The 17,962-nt window shown below is 61.2% G+C and carries 16 protein-coding genes, 1 tRNA gene and 1 riboswitch; of the genes, 14 read left to right on the top strand and 3 right to left on the bottom strand.

Annotated features, from left to right (window positions below; genetic code table 11):
* Positions 1 to 61: 61 nt before the first annotated feature.
* Positions 62 to 754 (bottom strand): uracil-DNA glycosylase, encoded by a 693-nt coding sequence (ung, locus tag PSUM_RS13845; RefSeq protein WP_020798415.1) that lies wholly within the window; start codon positions 752 to 754, stop codon positions 62 to 64.
* 132 nt (positions 755 to 886) lie between these two features.
* Between ung and PSUM_RS13840 the strand changes: the two genes are divergently transcribed.
* Complete coding sequence (locus PSUM_RS13840; protein ID WP_083348384.1) at positions 887 to 1,999, top strand: enoyl-CoA hydratase/isomerase family protein; 1,113 nt, start codon at positions 887 to 889, stop codon at positions 1,997 to 1,999.
* A gap of 134 nt (positions 2,000 to 2,133) precedes the next feature.
* Here the strand turns inward: PSUM_RS13840 and PSUM_RS13835 are convergent, their stop codons facing one another.
* Both PSUM_RS13835 and PSUM_RS13830 read right to left on the bottom strand, forming a co-directional pair.
* Entirely contained in the window at positions 2,134 to 2,583 is a 450-nt protein-coding gene (locus PSUM_RS13835; protein WP_083348383.1) for a hypothetical protein, read from the bottom strand.
* Positions 2,584 to 2,751: 168 nt separating this feature from the next.
* Positions 2,752 to 2,979: a hypothetical protein gene (locus tag PSUM_RS13830; RefSeq protein WP_020798412.1), complete on the bottom strand. Its 228-nt coding sequence runs from the start codon at positions 2,977 to 2,979 to the stop codon at positions 2,752 to 2,754.
* 277 nt (positions 2,980 to 3,256) lie between these two features.
* A riboswitch (guanidine-I (ykkC/yxkD leader) is annotated at positions 3,257 to 3,357 on the top strand.
* Positions 3,358 to 3,417: 60 nt separating this feature from the next.
* On the opposite strand from PSUM_RS13830, the gene PSUM_RS13820 reads away from it, so the two are divergent.
* From PSUM_RS13820 to PSUM_RS13760, 13 genes are all read left to right on the top strand, one after another.
* Positions 3,418 to 4,485 (top strand): putative urea ABC transporter substrate-binding protein, encoded by a 1,068-nt coding sequence (locus tag PSUM_RS13820; protein WP_020798411.1) that lies wholly within the window; start codon positions 3,418 to 3,420, stop codon positions 4,483 to 4,485.
* 15 nt (positions 4,486 to 4,500) lie between these two features.
* Positions 4,501 to 5,316 carry an ABC transporter permease gene (locus tag PSUM_RS13815; RefSeq protein ID WP_083348382.1) on the top strand — a complete coding sequence of 272 codons (816 nt, stop codon included), beginning with the start codon at positions 4,501 to 4,503 and terminating at the stop codon, positions 5,314 to 5,316.
* Complete coding sequence (locus tag PSUM_RS13810) at positions 5,313 to 6,101, top strand: ABC transporter ATP-binding protein (protein WP_020798409.1); 789 nt, start codon at positions 5,313 to 5,315, stop codon at positions 6,099 to 6,101. The genes PSUM_RS13815 and PSUM_RS13810 overlap by 4 nt, the downstream gene beginning before the upstream one ends.
* A 13-nt stretch (positions 6,102 to 6,114) precedes the next feature.
* Positions 6,115 to 6,840 carry an urea amidolyase associated protein UAAP1 gene (locus tag PSUM_RS13805; RefSeq protein WP_020798408.1) on the top strand — a complete coding sequence of 242 codons (726 nt, stop codon included), beginning with the start codon at positions 6,115 to 6,117 and terminating at the stop codon, positions 6,838 to 6,840.
* Between the two features lie 11 nt (positions 6,841 to 6,851).
* Positions 6,852 to 7,505 carry an urea amidolyase associated protein UAAP2 gene (locus PSUM_RS13800; protein ID WP_020798407.1) on the top strand — a complete coding sequence of 218 codons (654 nt, stop codon included), beginning with the start codon at positions 6,852 to 6,854 and terminating at the stop codon, positions 7,503 to 7,505.
* A 281-nt stretch (positions 7,506 to 7,786) separates the two neighbouring features.
* Complete coding sequence (gene uca, locus PSUM_RS13795) at positions 7,787 to 11,422, top strand: urea carboxylase (RefSeq protein ID WP_083348381.1); 3,636 nt, start codon at positions 7,787 to 7,789, stop codon at positions 11,420 to 11,422.
* A 24-nt stretch (positions 11,423 to 11,446) separates the two neighbouring features.
* The gene (gene atzF, locus PSUM_RS13790) at positions 11,447 to 13,225 is read left to right on the top strand and encodes an allophanate hydrolase (protein ID WP_083348380.1); all 1,779 of its coding nucleotides are present in this window, start codon (positions 11,447 to 11,449) and stop codon (positions 13,223 to 13,225) included.
* A gap of 215 nt (positions 13,226 to 13,440) precedes the next feature.
* Complete coding sequence (locus PSUM_RS13785; protein WP_020798404.1) at positions 13,441 to 14,934, top strand: sensor domain-containing diguanylate cyclase; 1,494 nt, start codon at positions 13,441 to 13,443, stop codon at positions 14,932 to 14,934.
* Positions 14,921 to 15,139, top strand: coding sequence for a cysteine-rich CWC family protein (locus PSUM_RS13780; RefSeq protein WP_020798403.1), 219 nt, complete (start codon positions 14,921 to 14,923; stop codon positions 15,137 to 15,139). The genes PSUM_RS13785 and PSUM_RS13780 overlap by 14 nt, the downstream gene beginning before the upstream one ends.
* Positions 15,140 to 15,173: 34 nt before the next feature.
* Entirely contained in the window at positions 15,174 to 15,866 is a 693-nt protein-coding gene (locus PSUM_RS13775; RefSeq protein WP_083348379.1) for a pseudouridine synthase, read from the top strand.
* 310 nt (positions 15,867 to 16,176) lie between these two features.
* The gene (locus PSUM_RS13770) at positions 16,177 to 17,061 is read left to right on the top strand and encodes an alpha/beta fold hydrolase (RefSeq protein ID WP_020798401.1); all 885 of its coding nucleotides are present in this window, start codon (positions 16,177 to 16,179) and stop codon (positions 17,059 to 17,061) included.
* 165 nt (positions 17,062 to 17,226) lie between these two features.
* Positions 17,227 to 17,300, top strand: a tRNA-Gly gene (locus PSUM_RS13765).
* 453 nt (positions 17,301 to 17,753) lie between these two features.
* Positions 17,754 to 17,933, top strand: a complete 180-nt coding sequence (locus PSUM_RS13760) for a type II toxin-antitoxin system HicA family toxin (RefSeq protein ID WP_077184214.1) — start codon at positions 17,754 to 17,756, stop codon at positions 17,931 to 17,933.
* Positions 17,934 to 17,962 lie beyond the last annotated feature (29 nt).

Here is a 17,962-nt window from a genome sequence, read left to right as displayed (position 1 = left end):
AGGCTCGCTCCCACAGGGTTCGCGTGATCCTTGTGGGAGCGAGCCTGCTCGCGAAGCTCTTTCAAACCGGTGGCAACCGCCACTCGATCGGCGTCTCGCCATTCTGCTCCAAAAACTTGTTGGTCCGGCTGAAGTGCCCGCACCCGAGGAAGCCACGATAGGCCGACAGCGGTGACGGGTGCACCGAGGTCAGCACCAGGTGCTTGGTGGCATCGATCAACTTCTGTTTGCTCTGGGCATGGGCGCCCCACAGCATGAACACCAGATGCGGCTGCTGCTGGCTGACCACTTCAATGATCCGGTCGGTGAAAAACTGCCAGCCCTTGTCCTTGTGCGCATTGGCGTTGGCACGCTCCACGGTCATGGTGGTATTGAGCATCAACACGCCCTGCTCGGCCCAGCTTTGCAGATAGCCGTGATTGGGGATGTCGATGTTCAGGTCGCGCTTCAACTCTTTATAGATATTGACCAGCGACGGCGGCGCCGGGACGCCCGGCTGCACCGAAAAGCACAGGCCATGGGCCTGGCCGGGGCCGTGATAGGGGTCCTGGCCAAGAATGACCACCTTGACCTTGTCCAGCGGCGTGGAATTGAGCGCGTTGAAGATCATCGGGCCCGGCGGATAGATTTCCTTGCCCGCCGCGCGCTCGTCCTGGAGGAATTTTCGCAACTCTGCCATGTAGGGTTGGTCGAATTCGGCACGCAGTGCCTCCTTCCAGCTCGGTTCGAGTTTGATACGGTCGTCAGCAGTCATGGTTATATCCGGCAAAAGCAATGGGGCGCACCCTAGGAAAGCCCATCACGCTTGTCAATTGATCTGACACCAATCCGGCACTTTCCCACACAGCGATCATACTTAACCCTCAAATTCCCGAGCGAGGTCACGATGAATCTGCACTTCGAAGAACTCACCGGCACTGACGGCGCCCGCATTGGCATTGCCACGCTGGATGCCGAAAAATCGTTGAATGCCCTGTCCCTGCCGATGATCAATGCCATGCGCGACAAGTTGGACGCCTGGGCGAAGGAACCGCAAATCGTTTGCGTCCTGCTGCGCGGCAACGGCATCAAGGCCTTCTGCGCAGGCGGTGAAGTGCGCAGCCTGGTCGAGGCCTGCCGGGCCCATCCGGGTGAAGTGCCGACGCTGGCCGCGCACTTCTTCAACTCCGAATATCGCCTGGACTTCAGCCTGCACACTTATCCCAAACCGTTGATCTGCTGGGGTCACGGCTATGTGCTCGGCGGTGGCATGGGCCTGTTGCAGGGGGCAAGCATTCGCATTGTCACACCGAGCAGTCGACTGGCGATGCCGGAGATCAGTATCGGCCTGTATCCGGACGTGGGCGCCAGTTGGTTCCTGTCTCGCCTGCCGGGCAAGCTCGGCTTGTTCCTCGGCCTGACCGGCGCCCACATGAACGGTCGCGACGCGATCGATCTGGACCTGGCCGACCGTTTCCTGCTCGACGAGCAGCAGCAGGAACTAATCGAAGGCCTGCTGCAATTGAATTGGCAGGAACAGACGCCGATGCAGCTCAACAGCCTGCTCAAGGCCTTGCAGCAGAAAGCCGTTGCGCAAATGCCCGAGGCCCAGTGGTTGCCGCGCCGCCAACAGATCGATGAATTGCTGGACGTCAGTGATGTGCGTTGTGCCTGGAAAGCCATTGTCACGCTGCTCGATCACACCGACATGCTGCTCAACCGCGCCGCGCGCAACCTGATCGAAGGCTCGCCGCTGACCGCGCATCTGGTGTGGGAGCAGATCAAACGTGCCCGGCATATGTCTCTGGCGCAGGTCTTTGAGATGGAATACACCCTGAGCCTCAACTGCTGTCGCCATCCGGAATTCAGCGAGGGCGTGCGTGCGCGATTGATCGACAAGGATCAGAAACCTCGCTGGCATTGGCCGGACGTCAACAATGTGCCGGATGCGGTGGTGGATGCTCATTTTCACAAAATCTGGGAAGGTCGGCATCCCTTGGCGGACCTGTCAGAGTACTGAAAAAAATGACTCTGTAGGAGCGAGCATGCTCGCGAAAAACGTCTGACAACGCGTTTAACCTTTAAGCACGCGTTATCGTTGACGTCCATCGCGAGCATACTCGCTCCTACAGGAGGGTATGGATTTCAACCGGATTAGCGGTGATTACCACGGCCGTCGTGATCGCCACGCCCATTGCGGCCGCCTCGGCGATCGTGATTGTCGTTTCGCCCGCGACGATGATCATTGTCCCAGCCGCCACGGTTGTGGCGACCGTCCCAACCCTGGTTCTGGTGCGCCCTGTAGTCGGGGCGGGACTGATAGTAACGGGGAGCCGGCTGGTAATAGCGCGGCGCCGGTTGATAAACCCGCGGCTGGTGGTAATAGCGCGGCGTTGGTTGGTAATACCGGGCAGGCGGCGCGTAGTACCGGCGCGGTGGCGTGTAGTAACCGCCGCCATTGGAGTAGTAGGAGTTGCCGCCAGCGTAATAGGGCGCCGGCGATGAGTAGACCTCTGAACCGTAGTAACCGCCTCCATCGGAATAAGCTACGCATCCACCCAGTGACAAACCCAACACGGCAATCAGAAGAATTCGTCGATACATTGGCGGCCTCCTGGACCGCGAGTGAGCCACACCAGCGACGCTGGCAGGCGACAGTCAAAGTTTCTGCGACTGTCGATAGATCAGACATCGAATTGAAGATCCCGTGCGCTCCCGCAACACCTTGATACATCTCGCCGATGAAAGGTTTTTCATCCATTCACACGCTGATTAGTGGTGGCCGTGACGATATCCACCGCCGTAATAACGTGGCGCGTGACCACCCCAGTAGTAATAGCGATAGCCGCCATAAAAGCGCGGGCCGCCGTGGTAGTAATAAGGTGAATAACCGGGATAGTAATAAGGTGCGGGATACGCGACGTCGTAACCACCGGAATAGTAATAACAACCGGCCAGGCCCAAGCCGAGTACGCAGCCGAGCAACAATCGACGAAACATGGCGGCCTCCTGAAAGACCCACAGCCGGTACAGGCCGGCTGACACCTGTTTTGACTCATTATCCCCGACCAAGTGCAGCGCCCCGGCAACCTTCGGATCAGCGGCCGGCACGTCCCATTGCGGTGCAGTCGCGCACCATTGCAAGGCAAGCGCACACTGTCTTCCTACATCACCAATCGACCAATCCCGCGTGCCAGAGCACTCCGCTCGACTTGGCACGTCTCTCGCTTTAGCAAAGACGTGCAGGAGTCATCACAGGTTCGCGGCACCACAATTTGCAATGGCTGACTAGGGTTCCGGCTCGCAAGCGCGAGTGACTGGTCCGAGAGTTGGCGACCTCCAGTTGAGGTTACACGGCGGGACAAAAGCCCGGGAGACAAGCCACCGTTCGCGGTGCTGCTGCCTTCCTGTCCGCCCTTGATCAACTGGAGAACCACCATGTCCCAGCATCGTTTACCCGCCCTCTTCGCCGCTGCCTTCGCAGCCCTCGTGAGCGTCTCGTCCCACGCCGCCCCAAAAGACCACTTCAGCGTCTGCTGGACGATCTACGCCGGCTGGATGCCTTGGGAATACGCCGGTAGCCAAGGCATCGTCGACAAGTGGGCGAAGAAATACGGCATCCAGATCGATGTGGTGCAGCTTAACGACTACGTCGAATCGATCAACCAGTACACCGCCGGCCAGTTCGATGGCTGCACCATGACCAACATGGATGCGCTGACCATCCCGGCCGCTGGCGGCGTCGACAGCACCGCGCTGATCGTCAGCGACTTCTCCAACGGCAACGACGGCATCGTGCTCAAGGGCGAAGGCAAGAAGGTCGCCGACCTCAAGGGGGCGGACGTCAACCTGGTCGAGCTCTCGGTGTCGCACTACCTGCTGGCCAGGGCCCTGGATTCGGTGGACCTCACCGAGAAAGACCTGAAAGTGGTCAACACCTCGGATGCCGATATCGCCGCCGCCTTCAACACCGATCAGGTCAACGCCGTCACCACCTGGAACCCGATGCTTTCGGACATCAAGGCCAAGCCCGGGGTGACCGAGGTGTTCAATTCCAGCCAGATCCCCGGCGAGATCATGGACATGATGGTGGTCAACTCCCAGACCCTCAAGGACAACCCCGCCCTGGGCAAGGCGCTGACTGGCGCCTGGTTCGAAGTGGTCGAGTTGATGAACGCGAAGAACGCCGCGGGCAAGGCTGCACTGGAGCACATGGCCAAGGCCTCGGGCACCGACCTGGCCGGTTTCCAGGCGCAACTGGACACCACCAAATTGTTCGCCACTCCTCAAGAAGCCCTGGCGTTCAGCACCAGCAAGCAACTGCCGGAAACCATGCGCAAGGTCGCGGAATTCTCCTTCCAGCACGGCTTGCTCGGTGAAGGTGCCAAAGACACCAGCGCGGTCGGCATGGCCTTCGCCAACGGGGTGACCAGCGGCGACAAGGGCAACCTCAAGCTGCGTTTCGACCCCAGCTACGTGCAGATGGCTGCCGATGCCAAGTTGTAACCAGAGGACTTGGCCATGCGCCTGATCAATCGCCACCCGGATCGCCCGAGTCGCCTGTTGCTGGTGATCCTGCCTTTCGCCCTGCTGCTGTTCGCCTACTTCATGGGCTCGGCCGAGCGCCTGGCGGACAACCCCAACGACAAACTGCTGCCCAGCGCCGTGCAAATGAGCGACGCGGTCAAGCGCCTGGCCTTCGTTGCCGACAGCCGCACCGGCGAATACCTGCTGTGGCAGGACAGCGCCGCGAGCCTGCGACGCCTGGCCATCGGCCTGGGCATCAGTGCGCTGGCCGGGCTGTGCCTGGGCATCGCTGCGGGCACCCTGCCATTGTTTGGCGCGCCGTTGTCGCCGTTGCTGACCGTGCTTTCGATGGTGCCGCCGCTGGCGATCCTGCCGATCCTGTTTATTGTCTTCGGCCTGGGGGAATTGTCGAAAGTGATGCTGATCGTGATCGGCATCACCCCGGCCCTGGCCCGCGACCTCGAACAGCGCGCCCGGGAGATCCCCGTTGAGCTGCTGATCAAGGCCCAGACCCTCGGGGCATCGACCTGGACCCTGATGTTGCGGGTGGTCTTGCCGCAGTTGCTGCCGCGCCTGCTGATTTCGCTGCGCCTGATGCTGGGTTCGGCGTGGCTGTTCCTGATTGCCGCCGAGGCCATCGCCTCCACTGACGGTCTCGGCTACCGGATATTCCTGGTGCGCCGCTACCTGGCGATGGACGTGATTTTGCCGTACGTGGTGTGGATCACCCTGCTCGCCTGGCTGATGGATTGGGGGCTCAAGCGCCTGACCCTGCGCGCATTCCCCTGGTATGAAGGAGCGCGGGCATGAGTTTCATCACGGTGAAAAATGTCTGGCAGCAGTACGCCGACCAGGTGGTGCTCGAAGGCCTGAACCTGAGCGTCAACGAGGGTGAGTTCTGCACCCTGGTGGGCGCTTCCGGTTGCGGTAAATCGACCTTCCTGCGGTTGTTGCTCGGTCAGGAAAAAGCCAGTCGAGGGGAGATTCTCCTCGACGGTCAACCACTGGCGGGCGAACCGGACGCCAGCCGTGGCGTAGTGTTCCAGCGCTACTCGGTGTTCCCGCACTTGAGCGTGCTGGACAACGTCGCCCTTGGCCTGGAACTGCCGCGTTCAGCGCTGTTGGGCAGGTTGTTCGGCAGTGCCAAAAAAGCTGCCCGCGAACAGGCTTCGGTGCTGCTGCACAAAGTCGGCCTCGGTCATTCCCTGGACAAGTACCCGGCGCAACTGTCCGGCGGCATGCAACAACGCCTCGCCATCGCCCAGGCGCTGATCATGAAACCGCGGGTGCTGCTGCTGGACGAGCCTTTCGGCGCCCTCGATCCGGGCATCCGCAAGGACATGCACGCCTTGCTGCTGGAGCTGTGGCGCGAGACCCAATTGACGGTCTTCATGGTCACCCATGACCTGTCCGAAGGTTTCAGCCTCGGCACCCGCTTGCTGGTGTTCGACAAGGTCCGCGTCGACCCGCACGCCCCCGGCGCCTATGGCGCACGCATCACTTACGACATCCCTTTGAACAGCGACCGCCGCGCCTGCCGTGCCGCCGTCGATGCCTTGCCAGTACAACTGGCAGGCGCGCTTAGAACCGCTTGAGAGGACTTGCACAATGACTGATTCGACCCGACTGTTCCCGCCCTTCGCCGAAGAAATGCTACCCGGCGGCGGCCATCGCTCCTTCGTGCTCAAACGCGGCCAACTGCTGCGCCTGACCGACCTGCGCGGCGGTGCCAACGTCAGCCTGACGCTGCTCAACGCCAACGAAAAAACCGAACGCCTGAACCTGCCCGACAGCCTCAAATGCCAACACACCGCCAAGCTCACCGCCGGCCATTGCCTGTACTCGGACATGGGCCGCGTACTGGCCGCCATCACCGCCGACACCTGCGGTTGGAGCGACAGCCTCGGCGGCGTGCTCTGCGCTGAAGAAGTGGCCGAAAAATACGGCCAGGGCCGCTATCAGGAACTGCGCAATGGCTTCTTCCGCAACGGCACCGACAACCTGTTGGTGGAGCTGGGCAAGTGGGGGCTGGGCCTGTCCGACCTGCTGATGACCCTCAACCTGTTCAGCCGGGTGAACGTCGACGACGCCGGGCGCTTTCACTTCGTTGAAGGCAATTCCAAAGCTGGCGACTACATCGAGTTGTACGCACCGATGGACACCCTGGTGGTGCTCACCGCCCTGCAACACCCGATGGACCCGGTGCCGGAATATGCCCCCAAACCACTGAAGCTCAGCTGGATGAACGCCGACCCCAGCGTCGCCGAACACTGCCGCACCTCGCGCCCGGAAAACGAGCGTGGCTTCATCAACACTGACCGTCTGTTCGCCTGAGGATCGCCGCCATGTCACTCGCAATCGCCACTGCCGACGTTACTACGAGCAGGCTACCCGAAACCGCGGTCTACCGCGCCACCATCCCCGCCGGCGAACCCTGGTTGATGGAGGTCAAGGCCGGCCAGACCCTGCGCATCCTCGACCTGGAAGGCAACCAGGCCGTCGACACCCTGTTCTACAGCGTCGCCAATCCCAGGGAGCGCTACGACGTGCAACGCACGTTGCGCCGCCAGAACAGCGTGTACCTGAGCACCGGCAGCGTGCTGTATTCCAACCTCGGCAAGCCGATGCTGACGATCATCGCCGACACCTGCGGCCGCCACGACACGCTCGGTGGTGCCTGCGCGCAAGAAAGCAACACCGTGCGCTACGCCCTGGAAAAACGCTACATGCACAGTTGCCGCGACAACTACCTGCGCGCCTGCGTTCACGACGGGCGCCTGGGTAAAGGCGACATCGGGCCTAACATCAATTTCTTCATGAACGTACCGGTGACGGCGGACGGCGGGCTGACCTTCGAGGACGGTATCTCCGCACCGGGCAAATACGTCGACCTGCGCGCCGAGATGGACGTGATCGTGCTGATCTCCAATTGCCCGCAACTGAACAACCCGTGCAATGCCTATAACCCGACTCCTGCGCAGGTGCTGGTATGGAACTGAGTCGTTTGCGCCGCTGGTTGTTTGCCCTGTGCCAGGCCCGCTCAGGGCAGTGCCTCAAACCTAAAGAACACCACCAGCCACTGTAGGAGCGAGCCTGCTCGCGAAAAACCAGAAGCCACCGCTGGGCATCTGGTGCTACGCGTAATCGTTCACGTCCATCGCGAGCATGCTCGCTCCTACAGGGGGTCAGCGTTGAAGAGAAATGATTTTTCCGTCGGGGACGACCCTGGCGCTCATCGAAAAACTGCGGGACGGCCCGCATCCCCTCCAGGGGTTATGCCATGTTCGAAAAAGTCCTGATTGCCAACCGTGGCGCCATTGCCTGCCGCATCCTGCGCACCTTGCGCGAACTGCAGGTTGCAGGTGTTGCCGTATATTCCGAAGCCGATGCCGCGAGCCTGCACATCCTGCAAGCCGACGAGGCCCACAGCCTTGGTGAAGGCGCAGCCGCCGGCACCTACCTGGCAGTGGAAAAAATCCTCGCCGTCGCCAAGGCCACAGGCGCCACCGCGATCCATCCAGGCTATGGTTTTCTCTCGGAAAACGCTGCGTTCGCTGAAGCCTGCGAGGCCGCCGACATTGCCTTTATCGGCCCGACGCCCGAACAACTGCGCGTATTCGGCCTCAAGCACACCGCCCGCGCCCTGGCCAAACAACACGGCGTGCCGATGCTCGAAGGTACCGAACTGCTCGACAGCCTTGACGCGGCACTGATCGCCGGCGCGCAAGTCGGTTATCCGGTCATGCTCAAGAGCACCGCCGGCGGTGGTGGCATCGGCATGCGCGTGTGCTGCAGCGCGGCCGAATTGAGCGAATCCTTCGAAGCGGTCAAGCGCTTGGGCCAGAACAATTTCAGCGACGCCGGGGTGTTCATCGAGAAGTACATCCAGCGCGCCCGACATCTGGAAGTGCAGGTATTCGGTGACGGCCGTGGCGAGGTGATTGCCCTCGGCGTGCGCGACTGCTCGGTGCAGCGGCGCAACCAGAAAGTCCTCGAAGAAACCCCGGCGCCGAACCTGCCCGAAGGCATGGCCGATGAACTGTGCGCGGCGGCGATCAAACTGGCCAAGGCGGTGAATTACCGCAGCGCCGGCACGGTCGAATTCGTGTTCGACAGCGATGCCCAGCGTTTCTATTTCCTTGAAGTGAACACCCGCTTGCAGGTGGAACACGGCGTCACCGAGCAAGTCTGGGGCGTCGACCTGGTGCGCTGGATGGTGCAACTGGCAGCGGGTGACCTGCCGCCGTTGAGCGCGTTGAGCCAGGGTTTGAAAGCGCAGGGTCATGCGATTCAGGCACGGTTGTATGCGGAAGATCCAGGACGCGACTTTCAACCGAGTCCGGGTTTGCTGACGGCGGTGCATTTTCCACCGGCCAACGGCGTAGAACTGCGCATCGACACCTGGGTCGAAGCCGGCTGTGAGATTCCGCCCTACTTCGATCCGATGATCGCCAAGGTCATCAGTTGGGCCCCGACCCGTGAGCAAGCCGCAGCCGATCTGCATCAGGCCTTGGGCGAAAGCCTGCTCTACGGGGTGCAAACCAACCGGGACTACCTGAGGCAGATCCTGCTCGATGCGCCCTTTGCCAGCGGTCAGCCCTGGACCCGTTGCCTGGAAGCCCTGGCGTATCAGGCCAACACTTTCGAAGTGCTCAGCGCTGGCACCCAGACCAGCGTCCAGGACTATCCCGGTCGCCTCGGCTATTGGGCGGTAGGCGTGCCGCCGTCGGGGCCGATGGACAGTCGTGCGCTGCGCCAGGGTAACCTTCTGCTGGGCAACGATGAAGGCGCCGCAGCGCTGGAAATCACCATGTGCGGGCCCTTGCTGCGCTTCAATTGCGACGCGGTCGTTGCCGTCACGGGCGCGGTGATTGCGCTGACGCTGAACGGCGAAAGCGTGCCGATGAACACGGCAATGTTGGTTCCAGCCGGTGCCACGTTGAGCCTCGGCACGATTGCCGGTGCTGGCGCGCGCAGCTATCTGTGCGTGCGCGGCGGCTTGCAGGTTCCGGATTACCTGGGCAGCAAGAGTACCTTCACCCTCGGCCAGTTTGGCGGGCATGGCGGCCGTGCTCTGCGGGCCGGCGACGTGTTGCATGTGCCAGCCTTGAGTGATCGTAATGTCGGTGCGCGGCTGGCCGACGATCAGCTCGGCGAGTTGCCTGCCGTACGCCAGATACGCGTGATCTACGGCCCCCATGGTGCACCGGAATACTTCACTGAAAACTACATCGGCACCTTCTTCGCGACCCAGTGGGAAGTGCATTTCAACTCCAGCCGCACCGGCGTACGGCTGATCGGGCCGAAGCCGGAATGGGTGCGGGCCGATGGCGGTGAGGCCGGCTTGCATCCGTCGAACATCCACGACAATCCGTACGCGATCGGCGCAGTGGACTTCACTGGCGACATGCCGGTGATCCTCGGCCCGGATGGTCCGAGCCTGGGCGGATTTGTCTGCCCGGTGACGGTGATCGAGGCGGATCTTTGGCAGCTGGGGCAACTCAAGGCTGGGGACAAGGTGAAGTTCCAACCGGTCGACCTCAAGACTGCCCGCAACCTCGCCTTGAAATGGAATACCCCCTGTGGGAGCGAGCCTGCTCGCGAAGGGGCCAGATCAGACACCGCATCAACTTCTTCGCGAGCAGGCTCGCTCCCACAGGGGGCTGTGTCGCCTGTGGTGTTGGATATTGGTCAGGAGGATACGCGGCTGGTTGCGCGGCTGTCGGGGGATACACACCTGCTCCTGGAAATCGGCGCCCCCGAACTCGACCTCGTCCTGCGCTTTCGCGCCCACGCCCTCATGCAAGCCCTGGAAAGCAAACACCTGCACGGCGTGATCGACCTGACCCCGGGCATTCGCTCGCTGCAAGTGCACTACCAACCCGAGCAGTTGCCGCTTGCCGACTTGCTCGGCATCGTTGCCGGCGAATGGGACGCCGTGTGCGCCGCCAAGGACCTGCAGGTCCCCTCGCGCATCGTCCACCTGCCGCTGTCCTGGGACGACCCGGCCTGTCAGCTGGCCATCGAGAAATACATGACCACCGTGCGCAAGGACGCCCCCTGGTGCCCGAGCAACCTGGAGTTCATCCGCCGCATCAACGACCTGCCGAACCTCGATGAGGTGCAGCGCACGGTGTTCGACGCCAGCTACCTGGTGATGGGCCTGGGCGATGTGTACCTCGGCGCACCGGTCGCCACCCCGCTCGATCCGCGCCATCGCCTGGTGACCACCAAATACAACCCGGCCCGCACCTGGACCGCGGAAAACTCGGTGGGCATCGGTGGCGCCTACATGTGCGTGTACGGCATGGAAGGCCCCGGCGGTTATCAGTTCGTCGGGCGTACGCTGCAGATGTGGAATCGCTACCGCGAAGTCGCCGCCTTCGATGGCAAGCCATGGCTGCTGCGCTTCTTCGACCAGATCCGTTTCTACCCGGTCAGCGCCGATGAACTGCTGCGCATTCGCCGGGACTTCCCCCTCGGGCGCTTCCCCCTGGACATCGAGCACAGTCAGCTGAACCTCGCCGATTACCAGGCCTTCCTGGCGCAAGAGGCCCAAGGCATCAACGCGTTTCGCGATCAGCAAAAAGGCGCCTTCAATGCCGAACGCGAACGCTGGATCGCCAGCGGCCAGGCACATTACGACAGCGAGGAATTGGCCCCGGAGGTGACCGAAGACGCGCCTCTGGCCAACGGTCAGCAGAGCATCGACAGCCATATCGCCGGCAACCTCTGGCAGGTTCAGGTGCAGACTGGCAATCGCGTCGAGGCCGGTGACGTGCTGGTGATCCTGGAGTCGATGAAGATGGAAATCCCGCTGCTCGCGCCGATGGCCGGCGTGGTGCGGGAGATTCGCGTGCAGCCAGGTTCGGCGGTGCGTGCCGGACAACGCGTCGTGGTGCTGGAACTCGACTGAAGCCATTTCGAAAGGACAAATACCATGAACATCAATCTGCAACTCGACGCCCTGCGCAACGCGTACCGCGATGGCAGCACCACGCCCCGGCAACTGCTGCCGGGCCTTCGGGACAAAGCGGCGGCACTGAACCCGGACTATCACCTGTTCATCCACTTGCTCAGCGCCGAAGAACTGGAGCCCTACCTCGCCGCCCTCGACGGCCGCGACATCGACAGCCTGCCGCTGTACGGCGTGCCGTTCGCGATCAAGGACAACATCGACCTGGCGGGCATACCGACCACGGCGGCCTGTCCGGCATTCGCCTACGTACCGCAACGTTCGGCGACCATCGTCGAGCAACTGCTGGCGCTGGGCGCAGTTCCCCTGGGCAAGACCAACCTCGATCAGTTCGCCACCGGCCTCAACGGCACTCGCTCGCCCTATGGCGCATGCTCCAATAGTGTGTTGCCGGAGTATCCGTCGGGTGGTTCCAGCGCCGGTTCTTCACTGGCGGTGGCGCTCGGTGTGGCGAGTTTTTCCCTGGGCACCGACACGGCGGGCTCCGGGCGCGTGCCGGCGGCGTTGAACAATCTGGTCGGGATGAAAGCCACCAAGGGCCTGATTTCCACCGCCGGCGTGGTGCCGGCCTGTCGCACCCTCGATTGCGTGACGACGTTCACCGCAACCGCCCGGGAGGCCAGTCAGTTGCTTGCATTGACCGCCAAACTCGACCCACGGGACGAGTACAGCCGCAGCAATCCGTCGTGGAATGACGGCTCGGCGTTCGGTGCCATGCGTGCCTTCCGTTTCGGCGTGCCCCGGGCGCAAGACCTGGAGTTTTTCGGCTGCGCTGAAGGCCCGTTATTGTTCGCCGACGCCGTCGAGCAACTCAAAGCCATGGGCGGTTACGCCGTGGAGCTCGATCTGTCGCCGTTCCTCGAAGCGGCACGTCTGCTCTACGAAGGCCCTTGGGTAGCCGAGCGCTACAGCGTGGCCGGCGAGCTGATGGAAGAAAATCCGCAAGCCGTGTTGCCGGTGATTCGCGCCGTATTGGCCAAGGCGCCGGCGGTCAACGGCGTGCAAACCTTCCGCGCGCAGTATCGCCTGCAAGCGCTGAAAGCCTTGTGCGACAAAGCACTCGATGGCCTCGATTGCGTAGTCACGCCGACCATTGGCCGCCCGGTCACACTGGCGGAACTCCACGCCGAACCGGTCCAGCGCAATAGCGAACTGGGCTACTACACCAACTTCATGAACCTGCTCGACTACGCCGCCATCGCCGTGCCCAGCGCGTTCATGGACAACGGTTTGCCCTGGGGCGTGACCCTGTTCGGACGGGCGTTCACCGATCAATACCTGTTGAGCCTGGCCGATGGCTTGCAGCGCCAGCAAGGATTGGCGGCACCGGCACCGACGGTTGTTGCGCGCAATGACCGGGCGCGGCTGGTGGTCTGTGGCGCGCACCTGGATGGCCTGGCGTTGAACTGGCAACTCAAGCAGCGCGGTGCGCGCCTGGTGGAAAGCACGTTCAGCTCACCCGACTATCAACTGTATGCCTTGGCCGGTGGCCCGCCGTTTCGTCCGGGCATGGTTCGGGTCAAGGACGGCGGCGTGGCGATTGCCGTGGAAGTCTGGGAACTGCCGAGTAGCGAACTGGGCTCGTTCCTGACCGGCATCCCGGCACCGTTGGGATTGGGTAAGGTGCAACTGGCGGATGGTCGCTGGGAAAGCGGGTTCATCTGTGAGGCCTATGGGTTGGAGGGGGCGGTGGATATCAGCCATCTGGGCGGCTGGAGGGCCTACCTACACCTCCTGACGTGAGATCGTTCCCACGCTCTGCGTGGGAATGCAGCCCGGGACGCTCCGCGTCCCCTCCAGAGCCGAACGCGGAGCGTCCGTTGAGGCATTCCCACGCAGAGCGTGGGAACGATCTGTGTCAAAACACAGGAACGACCATTCGCGACGTACATGGAGCAGCTATTTCCCCCGACAGTCCTTAGAATGCTCGCCACCGGATAGCTGACAATGGAACTGCCATGCCGCTTCGCTCGCCGCTGTATTCCCAACGGTCGTTGGTCCTCACGCTGGTCGCGTTGCTGGGTGCAGGCTTCCTGGCCACCTCCTTTCTCAGTTACTACGCCTCGCGCGCGTCGATCCGCGACAACATCGTCAATACCGAACTGCCGCTGACCTCGGACACCGTCTACTCGGAAATCCAGAAAGACCTGGTCAGGCCAATCCTGATTTCCTCAATGATGTCCCGCGACACCTTCATGCGCGACTGGGTGGTCAATGGCGAGCGCGACACCGGCCAGATGACCCGCTACCTCAACGAGGTCATGACCCACTACGGCGCCTACACGGCGTTTTTCGTCTCCGACACCAGCCTGACCTACTACCACGCCAAGGGCGTGCTCAAGCAGGTCAAGACCACCGAACCCCGCGATGCCTGGTACTTTCGTGTCCGTGACATGAAAGACCCCTACGAGATCAACGTCGATCCGGACCTCGCCAACAAAGACAACCTGACCGTCTTCATCAACTACAAGGTCTACGACTATCACAACCGCTTCATCGGCGCCGCGGGTGTCGGGCTGACGGTCGACGCGGTGATCAAGCTGATCGACAAATACCAGCAGCGCTACCAGCGCAGCGTGTACTTCGTCGACACCTTCGGCCGCCTGGTGCTCACCGGGGCCGAGGGCGGACCGCAAGGTGCCCTGGCCGGGCAGACCCTGGCCGAACTCGACAGCATGAAAAACCTGCTCAATCAGTTGCCCAAGCCCCACAGCGGCAGCTACGAATACTCGGGCCAAGGCCAGGGGCATTTCCTCAACGTGCGGTTCATCCCGGAGCTGAACTGGTACCTGTTCGTAGATAAGCGCGAAGATGGCGACCTCAACGACATCCGTCGCTCGTTGTACCTCAACTTGCTGATTTGCCTGGTGGTCACATTGACCGTGCTGGCCCTGCTCAACCGCGTGATCAATCGCTACCAAAGTCAGATCCAGACCCAGGCGACACTCGACAGCCTGACCGAGCTGCCAAACCGTCGCGGCTTCGACCTGCTGGCCGCGCAAGCGATGCAAGAAGCCCAGCGCGAACCCAGGCCGCTGACGGCGTTGCTGCTGGACCTGGACCATTTCAAGGCCTTGAACGACACCTACGGCCACCTGGCCGGCGATCAGGTGCTGATCGGCTTCGCCCGTGACCTGGAAAGCTGCCTGCGCCACTCCGACATCGTCAGTCGCTGGGGCGGCGAGGAATTCATCGTGCTGCTCAAGGACACCGACGCAGAGACGGGTCAAGTGATCGCCGAGAAAATACGCCGGCATGTGGAACACCAGCCATATGCGTACAATGGCAACCGCTTGCAACTGACCGTCAGCATCGGCCTGACCTCCCTGCAACCCGATGACACCTTGCACACCCTGCTGTCGCGGGCCGATCATGCGATGTATCGGGCCAAACAATCGGGCCGCAACCGAACCTGCGTGGAGCTCCCACACCCTGTCTATGACCAAGCCTGACCTCTGCCCCGCTTGCGGCGCACCCAACGATTGCACCCTGGCCGACCCGCGAACCGCGGACAGGGCGTGCTGGTGCTACGGCGTCAGCATCGATCCGGCGGTGCTCCAGGCGCTGCCTGCAGAGCTGCGCAACGCAGCCTGCCTGTGCCCGCGTTGCGCCGAGGTCGAGGCGCAGTTGCAAGCAACGGCCCGGCCGATCACGTAAGATACGCCGCCCTTTACTCACCGATCTTCAAGTCATGCGCGTCGACCGTTTTCTCAGCAACCTGCCCTGCTTCAACCGAAAGCAGGTGCGCCTGTTGCTGGTGGAAAAACGCGTCAGGATCGACGGCCAGACCGTCAGCGATCCCCACGCCGACGTCCGCGAATTCAGCCGCGTCGAAGTCGACGACGAAGTGCTGCAAGCCGGCAAGGCGTTGCGTCACTTCATGCTGCATAAACCCGCCGGATGCGTCAGCGCCACTCGCGACCCCCAACACCGCACCGTACTGGACCTGATCGCGGAGCCAGACAAGGATGACCTGCACATCGCCGGCCGCCTGGACTTCAACACCACCGGCCTGATGCTGATCACCAATGACGGCAGTTGGTCGCGACGCCTGACCCAGCCACAGACCAAACTGGCGAAGGTCTACTACGTCGAAACCGAGCAGGACATCGGCCCCGAATACGCGGTCAAATTCCGCGAGGGGCTGTATTTCGCCTTCGAAGACCTCACCACCCAACCCGCCGGGCTAGAGCTTCTGGGTCCCAAAAGCGCGCGCCTGAGCATCGTCGAAGGCCGGTATCACCAGGTCAAGCGCATGTTCGGTCACTTCAACAACAAAGTAACGCACCTGCACCGCGAACGCATGGGCCCGCTGACGCTCGACAACGCGCTGAAACCCGGCGAATACCGCCCTTTGAGCGACCATGAGATCGAATTGATCTAAGCAATCTACCGCTCAGCAGAAGTTGTCGAACAATTTACCAAAGACACTTGCGCGATGACGTGACGCCTGCTTGAATCAGGACGTCGGCCGAAATGTGACCGATGAGTCACGGATTACATCCAAGAAACTTTTTGCCGGTAGGAACCCTTGGGTTCCGGCCTCACCCGGCAGACTGCCCGCCAATAACAATACCCGTCGACCGGGCTGCATGGATCGACATGGGCTAACAATTTCAAGGCGTATGCCTACCTGTCACAAAGCTCGTGCAATCTCATTTGCGCGCATACCCGCTTGCCAGGAGTCTTATGACATGAGGCCAGAAATCGCTGTGTTGGATATACAGGGTCAGTATCGGGTTTACACGGAGTTCTATCGCGCAGACGCCGCAGAAAAGACCATTATTCTGGTCAACGGCTCGCTTGCCACGACTGCGTCGTTTGCACAAACCGTTAAAAACCTCCACCCGCAGTTCAATGTCGTCTGCTACGACCAGCCCTACGCGGGCAAATCCAAAGCCCACAACCTGCATGAGAAACTGCTGACCAAGGAAGTCGAAGGGCAGATCCTCCTGGAACTGATCGACCACTTCGCCGCCGAGCACGTGCTGTCGTTTTCCTGGGGTGGCGCCGCGACGCTGGTCGCATTGGCCCAACAACCTCGGCGCATCGAAAAAGCCGTGATCAGCTCGTTCTCCCCGGAGATCAATGCGCACATGCTCGATTACCTCGAGCGCGGAGTCGACTACCTCGGTAGCCGCGATGGCGACCGGGTCGGCAACCTGGTCAACAGCACCATCGGCAAACACTTGCCGACGCTGTTCAAGCGCTTCAACTACCGCCACGTCAGCAGCCTGGCCGATCACGAATACGGGCAAATGCATTTCCACATCAACGACTTGCTGCACAGCGATCGCCAGTGCTTCTTCAAGGCGGCGCAGAAAATCAACGTACCGGTGCTGTTCATGAACGGCGAATGGGACGAATACACCGCCGCCGAGGGCGCACGGTTGTTCGCCGACCACGTGCAACACGCCACCTTCACGACCCTGGATGCAACTGGCCATTTTCTCGACATGGAGCACAAAGCCGCCTGCCGAGACAGCCGCAATGCACTGCTGGGGTTCCTGAAGCCAGCACAGCACGAAAGCCGACCGCGTTTCCACCACGTTCAGGACCGCCATGCATTGTCCCTGTGAAGTAGCGTCATCGCGAGCAAGCCCCACCCTTCCCTGTAGGAGCGAGGCTTGCCCGCGAATGACCGTCTCACGGTCTGTGGACGTCATTCACCCGAGCTAAAGCCATCAAACGCAAAGAAAAACTTCATTTCCACGCGCACATCTGGTACAAAGTCACCGCTCTGAGCGGGTGTCGTATAATGGCATTACTCCAGCTTCCCAAGCTGATAACGAGGGTTCGATTCCCTTCACCCGCTCCAATCGAATTTTTGTCTCACGTTGTTTTTTGACGGGGGATGCAGATATAGAAAAAAACCGGCCTTCAGGGCCGGTTTTTTTGTGTCTGGAATTTGATGAGATTCCAGCTTGTCATTTCCGCTGGTCGCCACTGCAGTGCTCCCAACCGCTCTGCTTACATTAGCGTTTTCGCATAGGATCGACGTTCCGCTAGCGTTTTTCTTGCCTCAGTAAAGAATTTCGTTAAAGCAAGTCGGTTTCAAGACCTTCCAGAGAGCAAAGGAGCATCTGCTGGAAAGACTAAAGGAAAACCTTCGCAATACATCCATTCGGGTTGTCCAAGGCTTTTTCGCATCGCCCTCCTGGACTCGATTCCTATCGCTGCCCCACCGAGCCAGGAAGACTTTGGTGGTTATAGTGTTGATTAAAAAAATTCAGTGGGTATAGTAACCACAAGCACACCACAGGGAGGTGTTGTGAATAGCCGATTTTTGATTAGCCAACTCGTTGCGGACGGCTGGTATCTGGTACGTATAAGAGGCAGCCACCATCACTTCAAGCATCCGACCAAACCGGGGCTGGTGACCGTCCCTCACCCGAAGAAAGATCTTCTCAAGAAAACGGCCATTAGTATTTTGCAACAGGCGTTGCTCTGATTAATGCTGCGCTGAGTCCTCGGAGGACA

The organism is Pseudomonas umsongensis (assembly GCF_002236105.1).
Taxonomy (GTDB): domain Bacteria; phylum Pseudomonadota; class Gammaproteobacteria; order Pseudomonadales; family Pseudomonadaceae; genus Aquipseudomonas; species Aquipseudomonas umsongensis.
The sequence above is the reverse complement of the archived record's forward strand: the minus strand, read 5'-3'. Positions and strand labels throughout refer to the sequence as shown.

Excerpts from the sequence above, each read along its gene's own strand:
- ung (WP_020798415.1), bottom strand. The coding sequence starts at position 754 with ATGACTGCTGACGACCGTATCAAACTCGAACCGAGCTGGAAGGAGGCA.
- PSUM_RS13840 (WP_083348384.1), top strand. The coding sequence starts at position 887 with ATGAATCTGCACTTCGAAGAACTCACCGGCACTGACGGCGCCCGCATT.
- PSUM_RS13835 (WP_083348383.1), bottom strand. The coding sequence starts at position 2,583 with ATGTATCGACGAATTCTTCTGATTGCCGTGTTGGGTTTGTCACTGGGT.
- PSUM_RS13830 (WP_020798412.1), bottom strand. The coding sequence starts at position 2,979 with ATGTTTCGTCGATTGTTGCTCGGCTGCGTACTCGGCTTGGGCCTGGCC.
- PSUM_RS13820 (WP_020798411.1), top strand. The coding sequence starts at position 3,418 with ATGTCCCAGCATCGTTTACCCGCCCTCTTCGCCGCTGCCTTCGCAGCC.
- PSUM_RS13815 (WP_083348382.1), top strand. The coding sequence starts at position 4,501 with ATGCGCCTGATCAATCGCCACCCGGATCGCCCGAGTCGCCTGTTGCTG.
- PSUM_RS13810 (WP_020798409.1), top strand. The coding sequence starts at position 5,313 with ATGAGTTTCATCACGGTGAAAAATGTCTGGCAGCAGTACGCCGACCAG.
- PSUM_RS13805 (WP_020798408.1), top strand. The coding sequence starts at position 6,115 with ATGACTGATTCGACCCGACTGTTCCCGCCCTTCGCCGAAGAAATGCTA.
- PSUM_RS13800 (WP_020798407.1), top strand. The coding sequence starts at position 6,852 with ATGTCACTCGCAATCGCCACTGCCGACGTTACTACGAGCAGGCTACCC.
- uca (WP_083348381.1), top strand. The coding sequence starts at position 7,787 with ATGTTCGAAAAAGTCCTGATTGCCAACCGTGGCGCCATTGCCTGCCGC.
- atzF (WP_083348380.1), top strand. The coding sequence starts at position 11,447 with ATGAACATCAATCTGCAACTCGACGCCCTGCGCAACGCGTACCGCGAT.
- PSUM_RS13785 (WP_020798404.1), top strand. The coding sequence starts at position 13,441 with ATGCCGCTTCGCTCGCCGCTGTATTCCCAACGGTCGTTGGTCCTCACG.
- PSUM_RS13780 (WP_020798403.1), top strand. The coding sequence starts at position 14,921 with ATGACCAAGCCTGACCTCTGCCCCGCTTGCGGCGCACCCAACGATTGC.
- PSUM_RS13775 (WP_083348379.1), top strand. The coding sequence starts at position 15,174 with ATGCGCGTCGACCGTTTTCTCAGCAACCTGCCCTGCTTCAACCGAAAG.
- PSUM_RS13770 (WP_020798401.1), top strand. The coding sequence starts at position 16,177 with ATGAGGCCAGAAATCGCTGTGTTGGATATACAGGGTCAGTATCGGGTT.